11 protein-coding genes are annotated in these 19,005 nt (G+C 51.3%); 1 reads left to right on the forward strand and 10 read right to left on the reverse strand.

What is annotated here, in order from left to right:
- Positions 1–133: 133 nt before the first annotated feature.
- On the forward strand, positions 134–454 hold the full coding sequence (locus AAC855_RS12590) for a SymE family type I addiction module toxin (protein WP_340610193.1): 321 nt from the start codon (positions 134–136) through the stop codon (positions 452–454).
- A 64-nt stretch (positions 455–518) separates the two neighbouring features.
- Here AAC855_RS12590 and AAC855_RS12595 read toward each other — a convergent pair whose 3' ends face one another.
- The 10 genes from AAC855_RS12595 to tssH form a co-directional block, all read right to left on the reverse strand.
- Positions 519–989, reverse strand: coding sequence for an SMI1/KNR4 family protein (locus AAC855_RS12595; protein ID WP_340610024.1), 471 nt, complete (start codon positions 987–989; stop codon positions 519–521).
- A 13-nt stretch (positions 990–1,002) separates the two neighbouring features.
- A complete protein-coding gene (locus AAC855_RS12600; RefSeq protein ID WP_340610026.1) occupies positions 1,003–5,637 on the reverse strand; it encodes an RHS repeat-associated core domain-containing protein in 4,635 nt (1,544 codons plus the stop codon).
- Positions 5,638–5,650: 13 nt separating this feature from the next.
- On the reverse strand, positions 5,651–6,070 hold the full coding sequence (locus AAC855_RS12605) for a DUF1795 domain-containing protein (protein WP_099120298.1): 420 nt from the start codon (positions 6,068–6,070) through the stop codon (positions 5,651–5,653).
- Positions 6,071–6,124: 54 nt separating this feature from the next.
- On the reverse strand, positions 6,125–8,242 hold the full coding sequence (locus AAC855_RS12610) for a type VI secretion system Vgr family protein (RefSeq protein WP_340610029.1): 2,118 nt from the start codon (positions 8,240–8,242) through the stop codon (positions 6,125–6,127).
- 26 nt (positions 8,243–8,268) lie between these two features.
- Positions 8,269–9,630, reverse strand: a complete 1,362-nt coding sequence (locus AAC855_RS12615) for a VasL domain-containing protein (protein ID WP_340610031.1) — start codon at positions 9,628–9,630, stop codon at positions 8,269–8,271.
- Between the two features lie 80 nt (positions 9,631–9,710).
- A complete protein-coding gene (gene tssM / locus AAC855_RS12620; protein ID WP_422824383.1) occupies positions 9,711–13,316 on the reverse strand; it encodes a type VI secretion system membrane subunit TssM in 3,606 nt (1,201 codons plus the stop codon).
- Positions 13,313–14,794: a type VI secretion system protein TssA gene (gene tssA / locus AAC855_RS12625; RefSeq protein WP_340610032.1), complete on the reverse strand. Its 1,482-nt coding sequence runs from the start codon at positions 14,792–14,794 to the stop codon at positions 13,313–13,315. The genes tssM and tssA overlap by 4 nt, the downstream gene beginning before the upstream one ends.
- Before the next feature lie 5 nt (positions 14,795–14,799).
- Positions 14,800–15,489 carry a type VI secretion system-associated protein VasI gene (gene vasI / locus AAC855_RS12630; RefSeq protein ID WP_340610034.1) on the reverse strand — a complete coding sequence of 230 codons (690 nt, stop codon included), beginning with the start codon at positions 15,487–15,489 and terminating at the stop codon, positions 14,800–14,802.
- The gene (locus tag AAC855_RS12635; protein WP_340610036.1) at positions 15,486–16,280 is read right to left on the reverse strand and encodes a Fis family transcriptional regulator; all 795 of its coding nucleotides are present in this window, start codon (positions 16,278–16,280) and stop codon (positions 15,486–15,488) included. Before AAC855_RS12635 ends, vasI begins: the two co-directional genes overlap by 4 nt.
- Positions 16,280–19,000, reverse strand: a complete 2,721-nt coding sequence (gene tssH, locus AAC855_RS12640) for a type VI secretion system ATPase TssH (RefSeq protein WP_340610038.1) — start codon at positions 18,998–19,000, stop codon at positions 16,280–16,282. Before tssH ends, AAC855_RS12635 begins: the two co-directional genes overlap by 1 nt.
- Between the last annotated feature and the right edge of the window lie 5 nt (positions 19,001–19,005).

Genomic DNA, 19,005 nt, shown 5'->3' on the forward strand with positions numbered 1-19,005 from the left:
ACAGAAGTTTGTTTCTGAGATGTTAGATACCGTGATTGAGAGCAGTAAAGAATAAGCGAAGAGATAACGCGGTGATGGCAGGGGGCAACCTGCCAACGCCGCTCACCACAAGCAACTAACAAGGAGTTGAATGATGGCTAAGGTGCATTCTAAGCAAAACCGTGCGGTAAATAAAGCCGCCAGAACAGAACGTTATTACACCGTGGGATACGTGCCGCAAAATGACAAAACCAGTGCCCCGCCTGCGATACACCTTAAAGGGCGATGGCTTAAGCAGGCCGGATTTGAGATTGGTGGCACACTGACTGTTAAAATTATGGATGGCTGTCTGGTGCTTATTCCTGACAGCGACGACACCCGCACCATGAAGCAACAGTACCAACGCCAGCAAAACCAGCTCAGTGAGATTAAGCTGCGGATGCGGGAACTGATTGGGGATTATCGGGCGGGATAAAAGATTTTATTTCAAAAAACAAGCCAGATTTTTCTGGCTTGTTGCTTATTAATATAAATAGCGATTATAAATCCTCTATAGCTTCTCTTATTTCTGTTAAAAGAAACTCAGCATAGCTATCTGCAATGATATTTTTGACACCATCTCTTTTGAAAGATAATTCAGTTTCGACAACAACAGCCTCTCCTGTCTTTCCTATGGTATTGGTATCAATAGAATAAGAGGGACCATATCCTGATGATTTTATTTTAATCATTCTTGAATCAATATCGCCTAAATTTCTCGCTCCCATTGTTGCAAATAAAACACAGGGAACTTGATTTTCATTGATACCTTTTTTAGTGATCCCATAATAATCATCTCCACCGAAAGAAAGCATTCCATATTTTTTTAAAAAAGCTTTGTATGATTCAGGAAAAGTAACACCAAGTAATGACTCAAATTCCCTAATGGTATCGATATCAACACCGCCACTAGAAAGAATTTCTTCCCCGCTTGCCATCATTTCTTTTTCAATTAACTCTATATAACTCATCGCTTCCTTCCTCTTAAGGAATTAAAAAGTCCAGCGCTCTTGCTTTCCAATATTTTTTCTTCCAGCGGTTAAATGGGCGCCTGTTCATTGATGGTGGTGCACTATTATATCTACGCCTTACACCATCAGGGCCAACCCACGTTTTATCCCACTGATTAGAGAACATATGTAACTTACGATCATACTTACTATGAGTACTACTCAAAATTTCAGCCATTGGACCGGGTTCATCTTGAGTGACGTGATGAAGGTTTATTTCATAACCATCTTTGCCTACAGGAGCGATCCCTTCCTGCATTCGTTTAATATTTGTTCTCCCAAGGTTGTCTACACGATTAGGATCAAATAACTGATTATTTTGATAAACTTTTCTTCCAACGACATTTTTAGCCGTCCAACATCCAGCCAGCCCTAGTGGATCGAACCAAATCGTCGGATTTCCAACGTAAGCATACGGATTCTCCCCTCCGGCTAAACCGATAGGGTCGGGTGTCAGATACTGCCCTGCCACCGGCGAGTAATACCGGAACCGGTTGTAGACCAGTCCGCTCTCCTCATCCAGCCACTGACCGGCGAACTTGAGGCCCGGATTCAGTTCCGCATTTTCACCCAACACCCCCAGACGCAGCCCGTACAGGCTTTGCGGCGGTTGCCGCCAGACCCGGTGCCCCGCTTCATCAAACAACGCCAGCGGTTCGCCCGTCGGGGCACAGACCGCGTACTGTGTCTGAATTTTTCCGGCGATAAGTTCATGCCGATTTTCCGGGTTCAGGCTAAAAAACTGCACCTGTTGAGCTACCAGTTGCCAGCCGTCGAACACCAGATGGCGGATGCTGTACAGCCGGTTGTGCCGGTACTCGCGGATTTCCGCCGGCACATCGCCATCCCACAGATAGGTGGTGCGCTGGCCTGACCGCTCGCACACCTTCTCGATACGCCGCCCGAACGCGTCATAGCGATAATCCCACTGCTGGCCGCCCGGCGTCTGCACCCCAATCAACTGGTTCTGGCTGTTCCAGCGGAACTTGGTGAGCTGGGCACGGTGGCCTTCCTGCCACAGCTGCATCGCGGTCATCCGCCCCGCATCATCATACTCAAACAGATGTTGCCCGAGCTGGCGTAACCGGTGGCCTTTCTGGTACAGCCGTTCTCCGTCAATGTCATGCAAGCCGTCAAAACGGCGCGCAGGATAACCAGAGGCATCATATTGATAATGCTCTCGCAGCCGTTCGCCTTCACTGACGGAGGTTACTTGTCCATTGCCGTTGACAACATAACGTAAACATTCCCGTTCATCATTCGCTGCCACCAGATTCAGTGCGGCATCATAGCGATATTCCCTGTCCAACCCAGCTAGCGTTGGCTGGGGGATATCTGCCACCTCATGGGCTTCAAAGAATTCGGTATTACGCCCAGCACGTTGTGTGGTCAACTGCCCCATCAGGGTATGTTCTTGGTGCAGGATAAAACCTTTGTTCGAGGAGCGGCGGCATTCATTCGCCTCCACATCCCGTTCAATGTTCAGGCGATGATCGCCACTTATCCTAAGCCGTTTCAGTTCTCCGGCTTTGTTGACCCCCATCTCAGTCTGCCATTCCTGCCCGTCCTGTACCAGCACAATGCGCTGATGAGTAAAGGCATCTGGATACTCATGACTGATTTGCCCGTACGCCTGATATTCCTTCACGAGTCGTCCCTGCTCGTCATATTCAAAGCGCAGAGGGATGGTACCCAGTGCAGCTACTTCCAGTAGCCTTCCCATCGGATCATAGCACCATGTTGTAGTACCTTCCGGTGTTTCCATCTCCGTCAGTTTACCATTATCATCATATCGATAGCGGGTAATTTGCCCTAAGGCGTCGCGCTTCTCGGTACAGTTGCCGTTACCATCATAAGCGTAATGCCACTGGGTATCTGAGTAATCAGTCTCTGTTATCACCCGCCCATCTGCATCTAATGTATAACGGTAGCGTTCACCCAGAGGATTAATCACTTCAATCAATTGTAGGCTATTTTTGTCGTAGCGATATTCCCATCGATGACCTTCACCATCTACCCGTGCCACAGGCAGGTCAAAGGGGCCGTATTCCAAACTCCACGCAACCCCACGTGCATCCGTCCATGTCGTTAGATTACCGTGGCGATCATGGCGTAATCGCTCTCGGCTATTGTTGGGGCGATGGCTCAGGGATATGCGGTGGTGACGATCATATTCCCAACTCCACTGTGCTCCACCGCCTGTTTTGAGGTGCTGCAACCTGTCCTGACGGTCATATCCCAGTGTCAGGTTGCGGTTCTCCTCGTCGAACAAGGCCGTCAACCTGTGATTGGCATCGTATTCCTGAGTACGTTTGCGTCCATCACTGTCTTCAATGGCAGTTACTAGCCCAAATTCATTACGAGTCAGTGTCGTTTCACTACCGTCCGGTGCAACAAAGCGCGTGGGTTGACCTTGGTCATCGTAGTGTTGCATCCATTTCTGGCCAGATGGAGCCATGACTTGCACCAGTCGATCCTGCTCATCATAGTCATATTCCCACATATCCCCCATTGCATCGGTGAATACCGTCACCAGCCCAGTGTCCGCCAGATACTCCAACGTAAAAGTTTGGCCTTCCGGCAGGATCTTACGCGTTAAGTTCCCCCAATTATCGTATTCATAACGGGTGATGTGGCCACATGGGGTTATTTCCTTAGTAACCAATTGTTCTGCATTGTAGTGCCAGGTAGTAACATACCCGTCCGGGTCAATAACCCGGGTGATCCCCGGCTCATATTCAAATCGTCCCGGATAGTAACCGCCGCTGCCCACGGTATAAATACAACGCCCCTGCGTATCATACTGATATTCGACTGCGGTTTGGTCACCGTCCGACCAACGACTGATAAGCCCCTGATCATTGTATTCATAGAACAGATGAAAATGTTGAGTACTGTCAGCATCTGCCAACCAACCGTTATCATGGTAGCCATAGCGTACCATTACTTCATCCTGTTCGTTATCACTGCGGCGTATCTCTTCCAGCTGGCCGTCTTCACGGTACAGCAACATCAGCTCAGGGCCATCACTGTGAGTGACGCTGACCAAACGATTCTCGTTACTATAGTGGAATTGGATCTGGTTACCGTATACATCTTTCAAGGCACCCAGTTGCCATTGAATCCCACCGTCTTCGGTCGGCACTGGTACAGTAAAGTGCTGGCTGACCGGATTGTTACGCTCCTGCAAACAAAACCCTGTTCCCTCACGACTCAGCATGAAGGCGGGATGCTCTGGATTTCGGCTACGCTGTTCATGAGGCATCAGAACAAAGTAAAGGCATGCGCCTTCAGTGGTACGTATGGTTATCTGATCACCATTAACTATTGCGCTACCAGAAAAAGTGTCAGTCCAGTTTTCACCCAATAACCCTCGTTCACCCGGCGACCAACTGCGCATAAAAGTGAGTGGAATGGTTTGCCCTAATTCGAGATCAATGCGCTGGTCAAACAGCATGCCGGTTGTTACGTCAATAGGGTCTTTACAGAAGAAACGCTTGGTGGCTTCTAGGTAACGTTTTGCACCCTGTGTCTCATTGTAACCGCGCCTCGCACTATGATAGCGTTCAGATAAGTCATTTTTGACTGACTTTCCTGCTGTAGTGGCTCCTTTTTTTGTGCCATTCAATACCTTAGCTGAGCCGTTTTTCATACTGCGTCCGGCATTACTGATACGGTTTCCAGCCTGCTTGACACGATTTTTGGCGTTTGCAGCCACCTGTTTTACATGATTTTTTGCCGCACTAGCTGCTACTTTTGCTCCAGCTTTAGCCCCTTTTGCTGCACTTTGAGCGGCCCATTTAGGGTTTTTGGCCGCTTTTTGTGCCCACGCTTTCGCGTTCTTCGCGGCAAGTTTGGCACCAGCCACTACCGCCTTCGCATCGCGGACGGTGTTTTTGGCCTCTTTCACTGCCAGCCTGAATAGCGCTTTTCGTCCTCCTTTGGTCATCAGCTTTAAGCCGGCTTTCAGCAGACCCCGCTGGGGCGGCACGATAAACTCTACCGCCACCAGCAGTGCTCTCTGCCAGGGCGAAAACTCTTCTTCTACGTCTATGTAAGTGCCCTGCCCGGAGCCAATAAGAACGGTACTTGCACCGCCCTTTATGGTCGCCCCGCACACCAATTTATCCCCCTCGCGTGCGGCAGCCTGACTGTTGATAAACACAGTTTCGCTACCTTGTGCAATCAATACCTTGAGATGTTTACTGCAACCTGATTTATCAACTTCAGCACGAGCCGCATCTTTTCCCTCGATTTTGACGTTTTCTGATCCCGACATCAGCATCCCATCAGGAGAACAGACACTATCGCACATTCGTGTCACAGCAGCGCTTGCACTGGCGATAGTTCCGGCCATTTTTGCAACAAGATAGCCACCGACGAGTAAACCTCCGATCGGCCCTAACAAAAGGCCAACAGCCCCGATAACCGCAGCCGCAATAAGGGCACCGGCGACGACTCCCGCTAATGCCGCCAGAAAACTACTATGCTGGATTGGGTCACCGATCCGGGCCGCTTTCGGCCCATTGCCGCCCTTGGCTGATGCAGTGCCAGCTCGAACTGCCGCCATCCGAGCGGCTCGAACAGCCGCTCCTTCCAATAATCCCATGGCTGACCCCCTGTCAGACAGCGTTAAAACTGCTCACCACTTGCAGCAGAGTATTACGCCGACTTTCGTTAAATGGCTGCGTGGAAGTCAAATTAAAAGCCAATAATTGATCTCCCCGAATTTGTAACACCACGATCTGGTGCATCTCTCCTTCCGGGCTTTGCCAATGATAATCCAACCGCCATGCCAGCTCGCCGCTCAGTTCCATTTGCGAACGTCCCTGCTCCTGATACCCCGGTAAGTGAGTGACAAATTGACTCAGTGTCTCTTCGTAAAAACTGGCGTGATCGACTCCCTCAGGCACCGGTGTGCGGTTAATCACTAGATTCGCTCCGCTTTCGTCTGGCAGGACAAACACGTGCATCGACTCATCGCGCCAGTCAGCTGGGATCATCAGGGTGCCTTCTTTCATTGGGTAAGCTTGTGCGTTCATGGAGTTTCCTTTTTCTCTTTATTTATTAGTGATAATAGCGGGATAAATCCGCCGTTAATTCAAGGTGATAAGCGTGCCGTTGATAAACACCCCTTCGGCATTCATCAAAATCGTGTTGTTGTTAAAGGCCAGCGCGATACCTTCAGTATCCAGCTGGATTTGACTGCTCCCAACCATCAGAGTGATCGCATTGGTCGCTTTATAAAACTGAGTACCCGGCTCTTCCCCTTTCGCTCCCTCCGTCACAACAACAACCGAACTGGCTGCTGTACTGCGAGTCTGGCAAATTTCTTCCGACAGATTGCCTTCTTCCACCCTTTTAGCTTCATGGCCTTTCTGAATCGTCAGCGTCCTATTGCCCTTTTCCACCACCAGGCTCTGGTTGTCTTTCACCAGCGTGCTCATATCCTTCTGCGCATGCATGGAAAGCAGCTCGCTGCCTTTTGCATCTTCAAACAGCAGTTCGTTATAGCCTTCGCCTTTGTGGGTTTTGGAGCGGAATGCCATCTGGGTTTTGCTGCCCGGTAGGCCGCCCGGCGGGATATTGCTGGCATGATAGGTACGACCGGTGACGATGGGCTGATCCGGGTCGCCGTGCAGGAAATCCACGACGACTTCCTGTCCGATGCGTGGTATCGCCAGCATTCCCCAGCCCTGTCCTGCCCACGGTTGAGTCACCCTGATCCAGCAAGAGCTTTGATCGTCGCTGCGTCCGTAACGATCCCACGGGAACTGGAGGCGAATGCGGCCGTATTGGTCACAGAAGATTTCTTCCCCTGCCGGGCCGACGACTTTGGCAATTTGAGGGCCGTCAATCACGGGTTTCGGTAAGGGAGTCGGGCGCCAGCTCTGGTTGTGGCGGATAAAGTGGAAGTGGCTATGCAGTGTTGTCCCCGTATCACCACTTGCAGTTTCCCGTGCTTGCGGCTGGCTGCCTGAGTGGCTCGCCCCCACGACCTGCCACGGTTGGTTAAGATCAAGGCGCGGGTGGTTATACAGAGTGAATAAACGGCCCGGTTGGATGGCGATAGCGTTACCGCAGCCCTGTCCCATCACGGCATCGTTGCGTAGAGCTTCAAGGCGGTAGCGGGTGAAGGCTTCACCGTGGGTTTCATCTTTAAAACGACCGGGATAGTCGTAATGCTCGTAATACATCTCCTGTAAGGTGTCTTCCTTCATCTCTGCCCGGAATTCAGCGGGCCATGCCGGGTTTTTGAAGGTGTAGTCTTTCAGTTGCACCTGTGCCGGTCGTACCTGTGCGCTGCATGTCAGGCTGCTGATAGCAGGTTCTCCAATAGTGCTGACGCCACCGGGCTGATAAGGAAGGACGATGCCCGGCGGTACAGAACCGGCATCATCAGCAAAAACCAGCGTATTACGGCCATTACCGCATTCAAAGAAGTAGAAAATTCCCTCTTCTGCGGTTAAGCGTTGTAGGAAGTTAAAGTCACTTTCCTGATACTGAACACAGAATTCACGCTCAGGGTGAGGATGACGCAGGCTGAATATGACATCACGGATACCGTGTTCTTTCAGGATAGTGGTGATAATGGTCTGAATATCTAACTGCTGAAAAATACGCGAGTTCTGTCTCAGGGTCGTGCGCCACAAGTCAGGGCGGATACTCATCTGGTAAGTGGTCTGGTGCAACCCGGTATCACCCTGCTCAAAGCGGGAAACGATCCCTGTGATACTGCGCTGTTCAACACCATCCTGCAAAATGGTCAGCGTGGCGGTGCGATCCAAAACTGTCGGAAAGTCGATGGCAGGATCGGCACTCGCCAGCCCGACACTCAGATTGAATGGCTGAGAAAAACTTTCATTCAGTGCGAAATCGGTGACAACAAAAGTCTGCGGCGGTAAGCCTCCGGCGGTTAACGTAAATTGCAGGCCACTGGGGTTACTGCCTCCGCCGCCCAATAATGCGCTGGCTTGTTGCAAGGCTTTAGCCGCTGCGTTATGACCGCTTGCTGCCTGCTGCGCTAATCCCTGACCACCTGATGTTCCCTGTCCGCCTGTAATTCCCTGTGTATGCGGAAGCGCCTGACCACTACTTTGTCCGCTCCCCCCCAACATACCCGCGGCTTGCTTGGCCATTTGAGCGGCCTGTTGCCCCTTTTGCACAAGGGCCTGTCCTTTCTGCAATTTAGCTATGCTCTTCTTAATTGACATAATATGTCTCCCTGATTGTTCGCCACTTACATGTTTGTATGTTTGGTGGCACGGTCACGCTGTTCAGTTACATGACGCAGGCGGTCATAACGGCCGAGCAGCGCGTTAAAACGGTCATCAATTTCTTTCATCAGCACAGGAGAAACAGCTTCGCCTTTTTCCGCATGCACATTCAGCTGTCGCAGCAATTCTTCCAGCGGAATTTCGCTGCCGTGGTTGCGCTGAATGTCATAAATGGCGGTTTTGAGGTAAGAAAGGGTGAAGCTGCCACGCGTGCGTTCCTGCAACAGAATTTTGTCGGCTAATTGTTGGAGTTGATCGCGGGTGCTGTACCAACTGCCTTTTAACGGTACGCTATCGATGCGGATGGTCATCTGCTGTTGCCAGTTGCGAGTCGCGTTAACTTGTTCCGCTACTTGTGGCCACTGTTTTTCTGCTGTTGCAGTCAGTGTTCGTGCAGCATCCCATGTTGCCAGCGGAGGTGTTTCCGCCAAGCGATCAAGCTGGGCGGCGTAGTTTGCCAGTGTTGGCTGAGACAACCATGCCAGTCGTGAACCCGCCGGCTGTTCTGTTATGGCGTTCAGTTGCTGTTGCAGCGGTTTATAGAATAAGAGCCAGCTCCCTACCAGCACCAACAACCCCAGAAATGCCCCAATTCCAAAGCCCTGCCATGCGGTCAGCCCGCGTTGTGGCTGTTCTGGAAACTGTACCCTGACCCGCTGCTGGCTTTCTTCCGGTGCAATTTCGGGTTGCGGCTGTGGTGGTGGAGAAGGCGGTGGTGTTTCCGGCTCAGAGTCAGATTTAGACAGATAAACCAACGGCGGCATTTTCACCGGCTGTTGTGCCGGTTTCGCAGCCTGACGCGGTTTTTCCAGTTTTTTCGCTGCATTCTGGAAGAACCACAGCAGGTTCTCCACTCTCGGTAAACGTTTCAAATCAGATTGTTGTAGCTGATCAATGATGAGCTGGAGTGCCCGCTCAGCGCGGTAAATCATCCGCAAATCATTGGCGGCAAAATCCAACTGGCGCAGGACACTCCCCGTCCGGGTGTGGAACCATTCCAGCAAATCAGTGCGTACCTGCGGCTGTTGTGGCCATAAAGCATCCCATTCACTGACGATAACCCCTGCCAGCAGTTCACAGCCTTCAGTAAACCCAGCCAGACCATTCAGATGCATTCGGGCTAAGGTGTAATAAATCGCGGTCTGTAAATCGACGCCGTTGGTTTTGAACAGGGTCAATGACAGGGATTCCACCAGCATCCAATTGACTTCAGGTTGTGATGGGTGACTGGTTTTGTTGATTTCATCACGGATAACGGCAAATTCCGGCAGGTTCAGCGGGCTGCCTCCCGCCCGGATAATGAGGTTTTCAGGGTGTCCGCTCATATCTGTTTTTTCTCCTTAAAAAAACCCCTGCCCGAAGGCAGGGGAAGGTTTTACTTTCAAAACTCACCCACACCTTCGCCTCAATAGAGGGTGTCCGGCAGTTTGAAATGACTGAACAGCCCACCGGCAAATGGGTTGTCTGATTCGTCCACGTAGATGCGATAGGTCATCTCGCCGCCATCCACGCTGAAGCGCACATCAAAAGAACCGGATTGGATGTTGGTCAGCTTGCCGCTGTTAATCAGCCGCAACTGTGCCCACGGCCCCATATAGCTGATAGAGCGCGGAGCCTGATTACTTCTGTCCGGCATCAGGGTCAGCTTGCTTTCCGTGCCTGCGCGCATAGAGTTCGGCCATATCAGACGTGCAACATTGCTGCGACCGTGGGTGTAATCCACCAGCTGTCCATCAAGGTTCAGCAAGGCGCGGCGTTTATTACCGGTCAGGCTGACTGGCTCAATGGCAAACTGTGTGCCCAGCCCGTTCTGTGGTGAGAAGAAAGTGGCGCGGATACGGTTAGCATTTTCCAGCTGTTTCAACACATCCGGACGGATAAGCGTACGACCGTCAGTACCCATCGTCAGTTTGTGTTCCACAAATGGTTTCAGGCTCTGTTTGTAGAAGGCATCAAGCGTGCCATCCGGGCGGAAGAAGCGCTCAAACTCGCTTAATGGTACTTCTTCTTTAGCATTCGGATTGAACGGATAGCGGCCTGCCAGATAGGTGTTGTACTGTTTGACGACCGTATCCTGCCACTCCACTTCCAGCGAGCGGACAGCTTCCATCATGACAACACGCCACGCCTGATTCGCCAGTTCGCCGACCCAGCGATTCAGGGGTTCAGGCAGGTTTTTCGCCATCTGCTGCACTTCAAAGATCGCATCGCTGTTGTTCTTATCCAGACGCATCTGCACAGCCTGAAGTGCTGATTTACCCGGTGTTGGTGAGTTTTGGATAGACAGCAGATAACGATGCAATGCCATCAGTTTCTGGTAGACACTTTGCAGCGTACTGCCTTTATCCCCATGTTCGATCAACACACCGGTTTCCTGAGCAAAACCACGGCTGATGTCAGTCAGAAGTGTGTAATCCTGCTTATCTAACAACGCTTTTCTTTCCGTATTGCTCAATGAACTATCGAGCATCGGAGGGTTGGTGTTATCACTCAGGATTTGTAACGCGCGTTTGATCGGCTGCTCACCACTAATCACCTGTTCAATGGCATTGATAGCCTGTGGTAAATCCTCAAAATCACGAATTTCGAGGTTATTCATCGCGGCACGCCATGTTGCGGTGTAATCCGCCAGATACAGCTCGGTGATTTCCCGCTCGATACGCTCCCGATCCGGTTCACTGTAATTATCTTTACGTGGTGCCGATTCAGATTCTTTGTACAGACCTTTATTCTTCGCTAAGTTCAGTACCCAGCTATCCATCCCGGTCAGTTCGACCAGCTTGCCGCTCTGCTGAATAAAGTAATCCTTCAGACCCTGACGGGTCAGGAACTGAGGAACCACCAATCGTTTTTCGTTACTGGCGACAAATACACTGTCAAAACTCGGGCCAATCTGGTCACGCAGGTTGATTGGTGCTGGCAGAGTATCCTGAGCCTTGATACGCAGGTTTTGGTAAACACGCTGTTTGACAGAGAGCTTACTCAGCTCCAGCTGTGCTTCCCGGATAGGTTTCGCAAACGGTGCAAAACTATCAATTGCTTCCTGATCACCGGCATCACGTTTCTCTTTCCAGTCGGTACGATCCAGTGCGTAATTCAGGTGACTCAGCAGTGCATCCTGCACATCACGCTGACCGTAGAAGGCTTTACTCCAGCGCTCACGCATATACTGCGCAACCAGTCCAGCATTACGTTTGCTTTTATCTTCCATCATGCGCATCACACGCAGGATTTCGAGTTTTTCCTCACTACCGGCAGGGGCTTTATTCAGATCATCCAACAGTACGTGCATCAGGGATGGCAGGAATTTTTGCTCCAGCAGATTCAGGTAAGTGTTTTCCACTTTTTTCCCTACCAGACCGCCCTGATATAACCCCATATCTGTCAGGAAAGATTTTTTCTCATGGTAGTTACCGTAAGCCAGTGTTGCGTCACGGATCGGGTTCAATAGTGGTAACTGGAGGCTACCGTAATTGTCATCCCCTTTCGGAGCCGGTACAGAGAGGAATTTTTTCGCCTCTGCCAGTACTTCTTCTCCGGCACGGTAGTTTTTCTGGTAGAAATAATGCCAGCCACCCCACATTGCCAGTACGACCAGCGCACTCACGGTGGAGAAGGTGTATAACTGGCGACGGTTGCGGCTCAGCCAGATACGGTTTTCCGCCGCCAGATTCGGCTCCGCCAGTAACACGTCTTCGAACAGGGTCTGGGTAAAGAAAGGCAGAGTGTCTCCCGCAGGCCATGTCGGAAATGCCTGAGAACCGAGGTGATACTGCGCCGAGGCCGACTGAGTGAACATGTCATCCATCTGCCCGACCTGATGGGCGGAAGTCAGGTACACACCGCGCAGCATTGGGCGGTGGTTTTCATCGTTGTACAGAATGTCTTCCAGCATCTGTACGATATAGCTGTACAGCCCCTGAATCTGGCGGGTGAAACTGAACAGGGCGCTACGCTGATTAGCGTCAACGCCATTCAGCATCATATCCGGCATAGCGCCGTTCAGGTTGTTCATCCACTGCTGCCAGAACTGTTCCAGCTCACTGCGCCACGCTTTTTCGTCGCGATTGTTGAGGCTGAAAGTGACACCCAGAATTTGGTCACGCAGTTTGCGATCCAGTGACTGATACATCGCTTCAAAACCGTGCAACAGGTCAATCTTGGTCATCACCAGATAGATAGGTAACTGGCTGTGGAAAGTCAGACGAATTTCCTGCAAACGATGATGAATTTCCCGCACGTAACGCTCACGCTGTTCGCGGTTATCTGTCATCAGACGCAGGGTATCCACGGTCAGAATGATCCCGTTAAGCGGCTGGCGCTGGCGGTTTTCTGACAGCCAGTTCAGCAGGGCTTCCCACAGACGACTGTTGATCTGCGGTTTGTCACTGTTCAGCGGAACAGGCTGGTCAATCAGGCGGCCTTTCGGGTCGATGATGACCGCTTTTTCGCCCAGCCAGCAACGCAATAACAGGGAGATATCCCCATCCTGACGCAAATATTCCGGCGCAGCGATTTCAGACAGCTTATAACCTTCTTTGATCAGCGAGGTTTTACCGCTCATCTGGCTACCGATCACCATGTACCACGGGCGTTCGTATAGATAGTTGTAAGAATCCAGATGACGCTGTAACTGAGATTTCCAGTGGTCAAGGTAACGATCCTGATATTCAATATCCATACGAACCGGATCAACCACTTTTAACTCAACATCAAGGTTCAGTTTTTCAAGCTGGCGCAGACGACGCCACGCTTTCACACCGATCCAGCCCAGCACGCCCATAATGATGAGGGCTGTCGCCAGCCAGCGGGCAGCAAGGCTTTCCAGCGGATAATCCTCACGGATTTTCAGGTCAGGCCCCCACCACCAGACTGCGATAAGCAGCACGCAGGGGATAAGCGCCAGAATGAGTGCTATCGCGGCCTTAAAACGCGGCATGGATTTAAATTTCCCCACCGCCGGCAGCACCGATTTTAATTGAGCAATTGATGACAAAGAGGGCCATTTCATAGGTTAACGCTCCTGTTTGAAGCAGTATCCTTATCAAGCGAAGGGATTTTTTCAGCGCCTGTTTTTTCAACGCCTATCTTTTCAACTAACTGCGTCAGCAGGCTGGGTTCCCATTGGGTCAGTAACATGTGTTGTCCCGTGTGTAGCAAGTTCCGGTAATGCTGTTGTGCCAGTGCTGTCATGCCCGCTTCTTCAAGCAGTTGAGCATTGAGCAACTGACCATAAAATTGATCACGAGGCTCCGTGAGCTGCTGCTGGTGCTCTTCCAGCATTTTCAGGGCAGCTTCCAGCCCCTGTTGCTGGAAACATTGCCAGATGGCTTCCTGATCAGCAGAAACCGAACCGCCTCCCGTTGATGAAGAGGGTTCAGGTGCCAGCCAGTCCAGAGTCTCTGGAGAAATAAACGGACTCATGTCGGAAAAGTTTAAGGTTTTTAATCCGGGCAACCGTTCCAGAAACGCATTCAGTTCGTGGCGAATGGACTGGGCAACATTTTTGTAGCCCAGTTGTGCTGCCGCCTGAGCAGCGATGGCATGCCCATCCAGCCAATAAGGTGCAAGTGCCAGACTCTGTTCGATTTGCACCAGCAGTTTGTTATCTGCTGTCGGTAACCTCGCCAGATAATCGGCCGTGCGATCCGCTGAGGCGGGTGCCAGCGGAGTCTTGCCCGTTGCCCCCGCCATCGGCGCTGTGGTGATGGTGTGCCAGACGGCATGGCGGCGCAGACAATAACCGACCGGTGATTCCGGGTAGCGTTCACAAAGCAGATCAGACACCGTCATCAGAGTCTGTTTCCATGCCTTGTCGCTGGAGCTGTTAACGTCTACTTCCGGCATCGGCGCTGCCGTATTTTCCTGCGTTGCTCCCTGAGACGATTGCGGTTCAGCCGGAGTCTGAGGTGTTGCCGCAGCGGCAGGCTGTGAAGGTGCTGCTCCGGCTTCTGGCTGACGGTTATAACGGGTGCGCAGTTGGTCGATTTCTTTTGCGAGATCCGGTTCACTGCTATGCCAGCACTGTGCAAGGTGAGCCAGTACTCCCTGCGCATCATCCCGCTGACCCTTACTGGATTTCTCGGTAAAACTCGCCTGAGCAGAATCAAAGCGCTTGATCACCTGCTGTGCGAGACGACGCTTCAACATGGGTTTATTCGGCCATGCTTTTTCCCAGTAGTTTTTTACGTACTCCGTCAGCAATTCCATCGCCAAAAGCAGTTCAGCCGGCTGACCGGCATGTTGCAGGGTACGCAACAGATGCACCATCAGCCGGAAATCCTTACTGGTTTCGCTGAAAAGTTGCAGTGCCTGCCGCTGGATCTCTTCAACATCCAGCGAACCGTGTGACAGCGAGCCGAATTTAATCATCTCGCCATCGATAAACTCCCATGAGGGTTCATTGTCTCCCAGTGCTTTGCCTGTCTGTTCGTCGGACAGCGGGGCCAGCAGAGAGCCGAACCAGTCAAATTGTGTTCTGATGTCCATGTCGATTACCAACGACAGGCTTCGCGCAATGGTTTCGCGGCCTGCTCCAACTGAGAAATGTTAAAAGTGATCTGATTGCCTTGTTCTGGGGCGATGGTCATATGTTCGCTGCCCATTAAGCGTTTGATTTCATCAATCCCCGGCAGACCACGGCTGGATTCCCATAAGTAACCCCGCTCCCGCAGGAACCATTCGGTTTTGAACAGGGTTTTGTTCGTCGTGACAGTCACCGCACCCGATTCCGCAGGCTTAGGCAAAGCAACCTGTAAACGAGTGATGCGATCAATACAACTGAGCATCAGAACAGGGCGCGGAGGGGGAACCCCAACAGCAGGGGTTGTCAGGATTATCCGGGTTGTGCCGTTTTCTCCCCGCGAGACAATGAAGCCAGTCGAATGGTCAGTTCGCTGCATCTCCTGCTCCATCGCCTGCCGCCACATAGGCCCCATATTGTCGAGCGTAACCGGCACAGTACCGATTTTAAGGTTATCGAACTCCCGGTCATAACATGCCAGTCGGATAAGAGGGGAGCGCTCAAAGCGACATTTTTGCAGCTCATCCAATTGTTTTTCCTGTTGTAAAACCACTTCCTGTGGTTTGGACGCTGCGGTTTTCTGTGCTTCTGCTATCTCCGCAAGTGTGGGACTGCCTGCCAATGACACCAGTAATGAACTGATAACTAAAGAAATATTCATAATCTACACCCGTATTTAGCCAGTTTGTAAACCAACGTCCGCTGGGCGATCCCCAAACTTTGTGCGATCAGTCGGGTATCGTTGCCAAACTGGCGCTGACGTTGAACTAACACGGCACTTTCAAATTCTTCTATGGCCTTTGGCAGATTATCGATGTGACTGTAATCCACGGAGATACTGCCTGCTCCTGCGTTTTTCGATTCACTCAGGGAAGCAAGCAGTTCATCCAGTTGTTTTTCTTTTTGACGCTGAACCTGAAATACCTGACGGATTTGACGTAACTGCCCACGCAGTTGTTCGAGTTCCTGCAACTTTTTCAGTCGGTGCTGCATAAGGTGGCAATAAATGCCGAACATGTTTTCATTGTTAGTAAAATGACTGACATTTTCGGCAAAAATAGCAATGACACCGCAGGCCTGCCCGTTACAGTCAAACAGTGGGATGCCATACAGCCCGCAGTTATGCGGTAACTCGGCAATGAATGTACGGAAGTGAGGATCGTCAATGCGCGCACCGTGATTCAGGGAATCCCACACTGTGGGCGTTCCCTTGCGCATGACCTGTATCAGCGGGTTATTGACATCATCAATATCCAGATACAATCGGCGTGAGCTGATTTCATCAGGTTCTGGCAAATTACAGCATTCCAGCCTGTTTTCATGGATGTTGAGCAGGAAAACCAACAGGGCATCAAAACGCGGGTTTTGGCTCACCAGCAAAAAGTGGTCAACCAGTTGTTCAATAGTGTCATCTTCCAATAACGCTAACGCGCTTTTCAGCCGCTGTTTCATTATTCTGCCTCCTCAACCTCTGCCTGAAACTCATGCTCTGCTACGGTTAAACGAATGGCACTGATCGCGGTGCCTGCGGCCATTTTCTGCAACAGCAGTAATGAAACCGGCGGTAACAGCGCACCATCAATAATCGACTCCAGCATACGGGCACCATTTTCAGCGCGGGTAGCGCGCAGCAGGATCTCTTCTGACACGTCATCGCTGATAGTGACTTCGGCGTTGAAACGTTGAGTCAGCAGTTTATCCAGTCGGGCCAGTTTGCCCTGAATGATGGTTTTCAGTGTTTCATGGCCCAGTGGCAGGTAAGGGATCACTTCCATACGTGCCAGCAATGCCGGTTTGAAGAAGGCGGCCAGTTCAGGATAGAGCTGATCGTTGATCTGCTCAGGCTGCTCGGCATAATCCACAATAGTCTGGTAGCCCAGATTGGAGGTCAGGAAGAACACGACATTTTTACAGTCGATGATGCGCCCTTCACCGTCTGCCAGTTCACCTTTATCAAAGGCCTGATAGAATAGGTTCAGTACGTCCGGGTGTGCTTTTTCCACTTCATCCAGCAGAACGACGGAGTAAGGTTTCTGACGAATCGCTTCGGTCAGTACACCACCTTCGCCATAACCCACATAACCCGGAGGAGAACCGATCAGGCGTGAAACGGTGTGTTTCTCCTGAAACTCCGACATATTGATGGTGGTGAGGTACTGACGGCCACCAAACATCAGTTCGGAAATTTGCAGCACAGTTTCGGTTTTACCGACACCACTTGGCCCTACCAACAGGAAGGCGCCCAGAGGACGTCCCGGACGGCGTAAATCAGCGCGGGCAGTCAACAGATGTTTATGCAGGCATTGAATGGCAACATCCTGACCTTTGATGCTCTGCCCCAGATGAACAGGCAACTCCGTCACGATTGACAGTTCACTTTGTGACAGGCGATTCAGCGGAACCCCCGTCCATTCAGCGATAACACCGGCAATCTGAGTTTTGTCGACATGCGGGGAAACCAGCGTTTGTTTTTTCTGAAGTTCTGCCAAATGTTCATTCAGTTCAGCCAGTTTTTCGATCAGAGATTTTTCATCAGCCGGTTCAGTGACCGTTTCTTCCTGTACTTCTTCTTGCTCAGTCGCATCATGTTCTTCTGAGTTGTCAGAAACTTCATCCGTAGCCTGTTTTTCTCTATCGGCATCTTGGCTGGCTTCTTTATCATCAGACAAAAGCTGGCTGCGCAGTTCGATTACCTGTTTCACCAGTTCCTGCTGCTGTTGCCAGTCACTTTCCAGAGCGGTCAGTTGCTCCTGAGTTTCCTGCTGCTGGTTTTGCAGTTCTTCCAGACGTTCTGAATGCTCGTTCAGCCCCATCCGCTGCTCTCTTTCCAGCACATCGATTTCCATCTGCATCTGGTGCAGTTCGGTTGTCAGTGAGGAGATCTGGCGCGGTGGCGATGTCAGGTTAATGGCTACGCGGGCACAGGCGGTATCCAGTACGTCGATGGCTTTATCCGGTAGCTGACGGCCGGAGAGATAACGGTCACTCAGTACTGCCGAGGCTTTCAGTGCTTCATCATCAATCAGAACACCGTGTGCCTGCTCGTAAATGGCTCGCAGGCCACGCATGATGACAGTCGCTTCTTCCGCGCTCGGTTCAGAAACTTTGACCAGTTGGAAACGACGGGACAGGGCCGCATCTTTTTCGAAGTATTTTTTGTACTCGCTCCATGTGGTCGCAGCGATGGTTTTCAGTTCACCACGTGCCAGTGCAGGTTTCAGCAGGTTGGAAATATCCAGTCCACCCGCCTGATTACCGGCACCAATCAGCGTATGAGCTTCATCGATAAACAGGATGATAGGCTTTGGTGATTGAATCACTTCCGCCATAATGCCTTTGAAGCGTTTTTCAAATTCACCTTTAACGGCTGCACCGGCCTGCAATGCCCCCAGATCCAGTGTCATTAATTCACTGTTACGCAGTTTTTCCGGGACGCGATCGTTGATGATGCGAAGAGCCAGACCTTCAATCAAAGCACTTTTACCGACACCCGCCTCACCGACCACAATCGGGTTGTTTTTACGGCGACGGCAGAGAATGTCGATCATCAGGTCAATTTCATTATCACGGCACAGTACCGGATCGAGTTTGCCCTGACGCGCCTGCTCCGTCATATTCTGGGTAAAACGGGCCAACAAACTGTCGCTGTTTGCCGGATGAACGCCCTGCCCTTCTTTGTCACCGGCACTGAAAGGCTGTTCGGCAGAGCCGTTTGTCCATTCAGCGAAGTTCTGACGCAGCAGCTCACGGTTGATACCCGCCAACAGTCGCGCAGACTGCGGAGCCAGATAACGCAGCGGGCTGAACAGTAATGCGATCAGCAGTACACCACTGCGCAGTTCGGTATGCTGCATTTCAGTGGAAGCCAGCAGCCAGCTGTCCTGCAACCATTCAACCAGCATCGGGGAAAAGTTAGGGTAAGTCTGTACAATCGACTGGTGATGCGTCATCACCTGATCGAGTTGTTCTTTCAGCAGATCTTTATCGATCTCTGCTTTGTTCAGGATCAGACGCACGTCACTGAGTGGTGTTTCGATCATCTGAAGCAGCAGTTGAGCCACAGTAATCTCTGGCTGTTGCTGGCTGACGCAGGATGCCGCCGCCGCTTCCAGTGCATGGCGGGTCATCGGGTTTAAACGGTTTACAAGAGTGGGCAGATCAATCTGAATCATGGCGA

This window comes from Xenorhabdus bharatensis (assembly GCF_037996705.1).
GTDB lineage: Bacteria > Pseudomonadota > Gammaproteobacteria > Enterobacterales > Enterobacteriaceae > Xenorhabdus > Xenorhabdus bharatensis.

Bases quoted from the DNA above. Each gene is read 5' to 3' on its own strand.
- AAC855_RS12635 (WP_340610036.1), bottom strand. From the start codon at position 16,280: ATGAAACAGCGGCTGAAAAGCGCGTTAGCGTTATTGGAAGATGACACT.
- AAC855_RS12600 (WP_340610026.1), bottom strand. From the start codon at position 5,637: ATGGGATTATTGGAAGGAGCGGCTGTTCGAGCCGCTCGGATGGCGGCA.
- tssM (WP_422824383.1), bottom strand. From the start codon at position 13,316: ATGAAATGGCCCTCTTTGTCATCAATTGCTCAATTAAAATCGGTGCTG.
- AAC855_RS12605 (WP_099120298.1), bottom strand. From the start codon at position 6,070: ATGAACGCACAAGCTTACCCAATGAAAGAAGGCACCCTGATGATCCCA.
- vasI (WP_340610034.1), bottom strand. From the start codon at position 15,489: ATGAATATTTCTTTAGTTATCAGTTCATTACTGGTGTCATTGGCAGGC.
- AAC855_RS12610 (WP_340610029.1), bottom strand. From the start codon at position 8,242: ATGTCAATTAAGAAGAGCATAGCTAAATTGCAGAAAGGACAGGCCCTT.
- AAC855_RS12590 (WP_340610193.1), top strand. From the start codon at position 134: ATGGCTAAGGTGCATTCTAAGCAAAACCGTGCGGTAAATAAAGCCGCC.
- tssH (WP_340610038.1), bottom strand. From the start codon at position 19,000: ATGATTCAGATTGATCTGCCCACTCTTGTAAACCGTTTAAACCCGATG.
- tssA (WP_340610032.1), bottom strand. From the start codon at position 14,794: ATGGACATCAGAACACAATTTGACTGGTTCGGCTCTCTGCTGGCCCCG.
- AAC855_RS12615 (WP_340610031.1), bottom strand. From the start codon at position 9,630: ATGAGCGGACACCCTGAAAACCTCATTATCCGGGCGGGAGGCAGCCCG.
- AAC855_RS12595 (WP_340610024.1), bottom strand. From the start codon at position 989: ATGAGTTATATAGAGTTAATTGAAAAAGAAATGATGGCAAGCGGGGAA.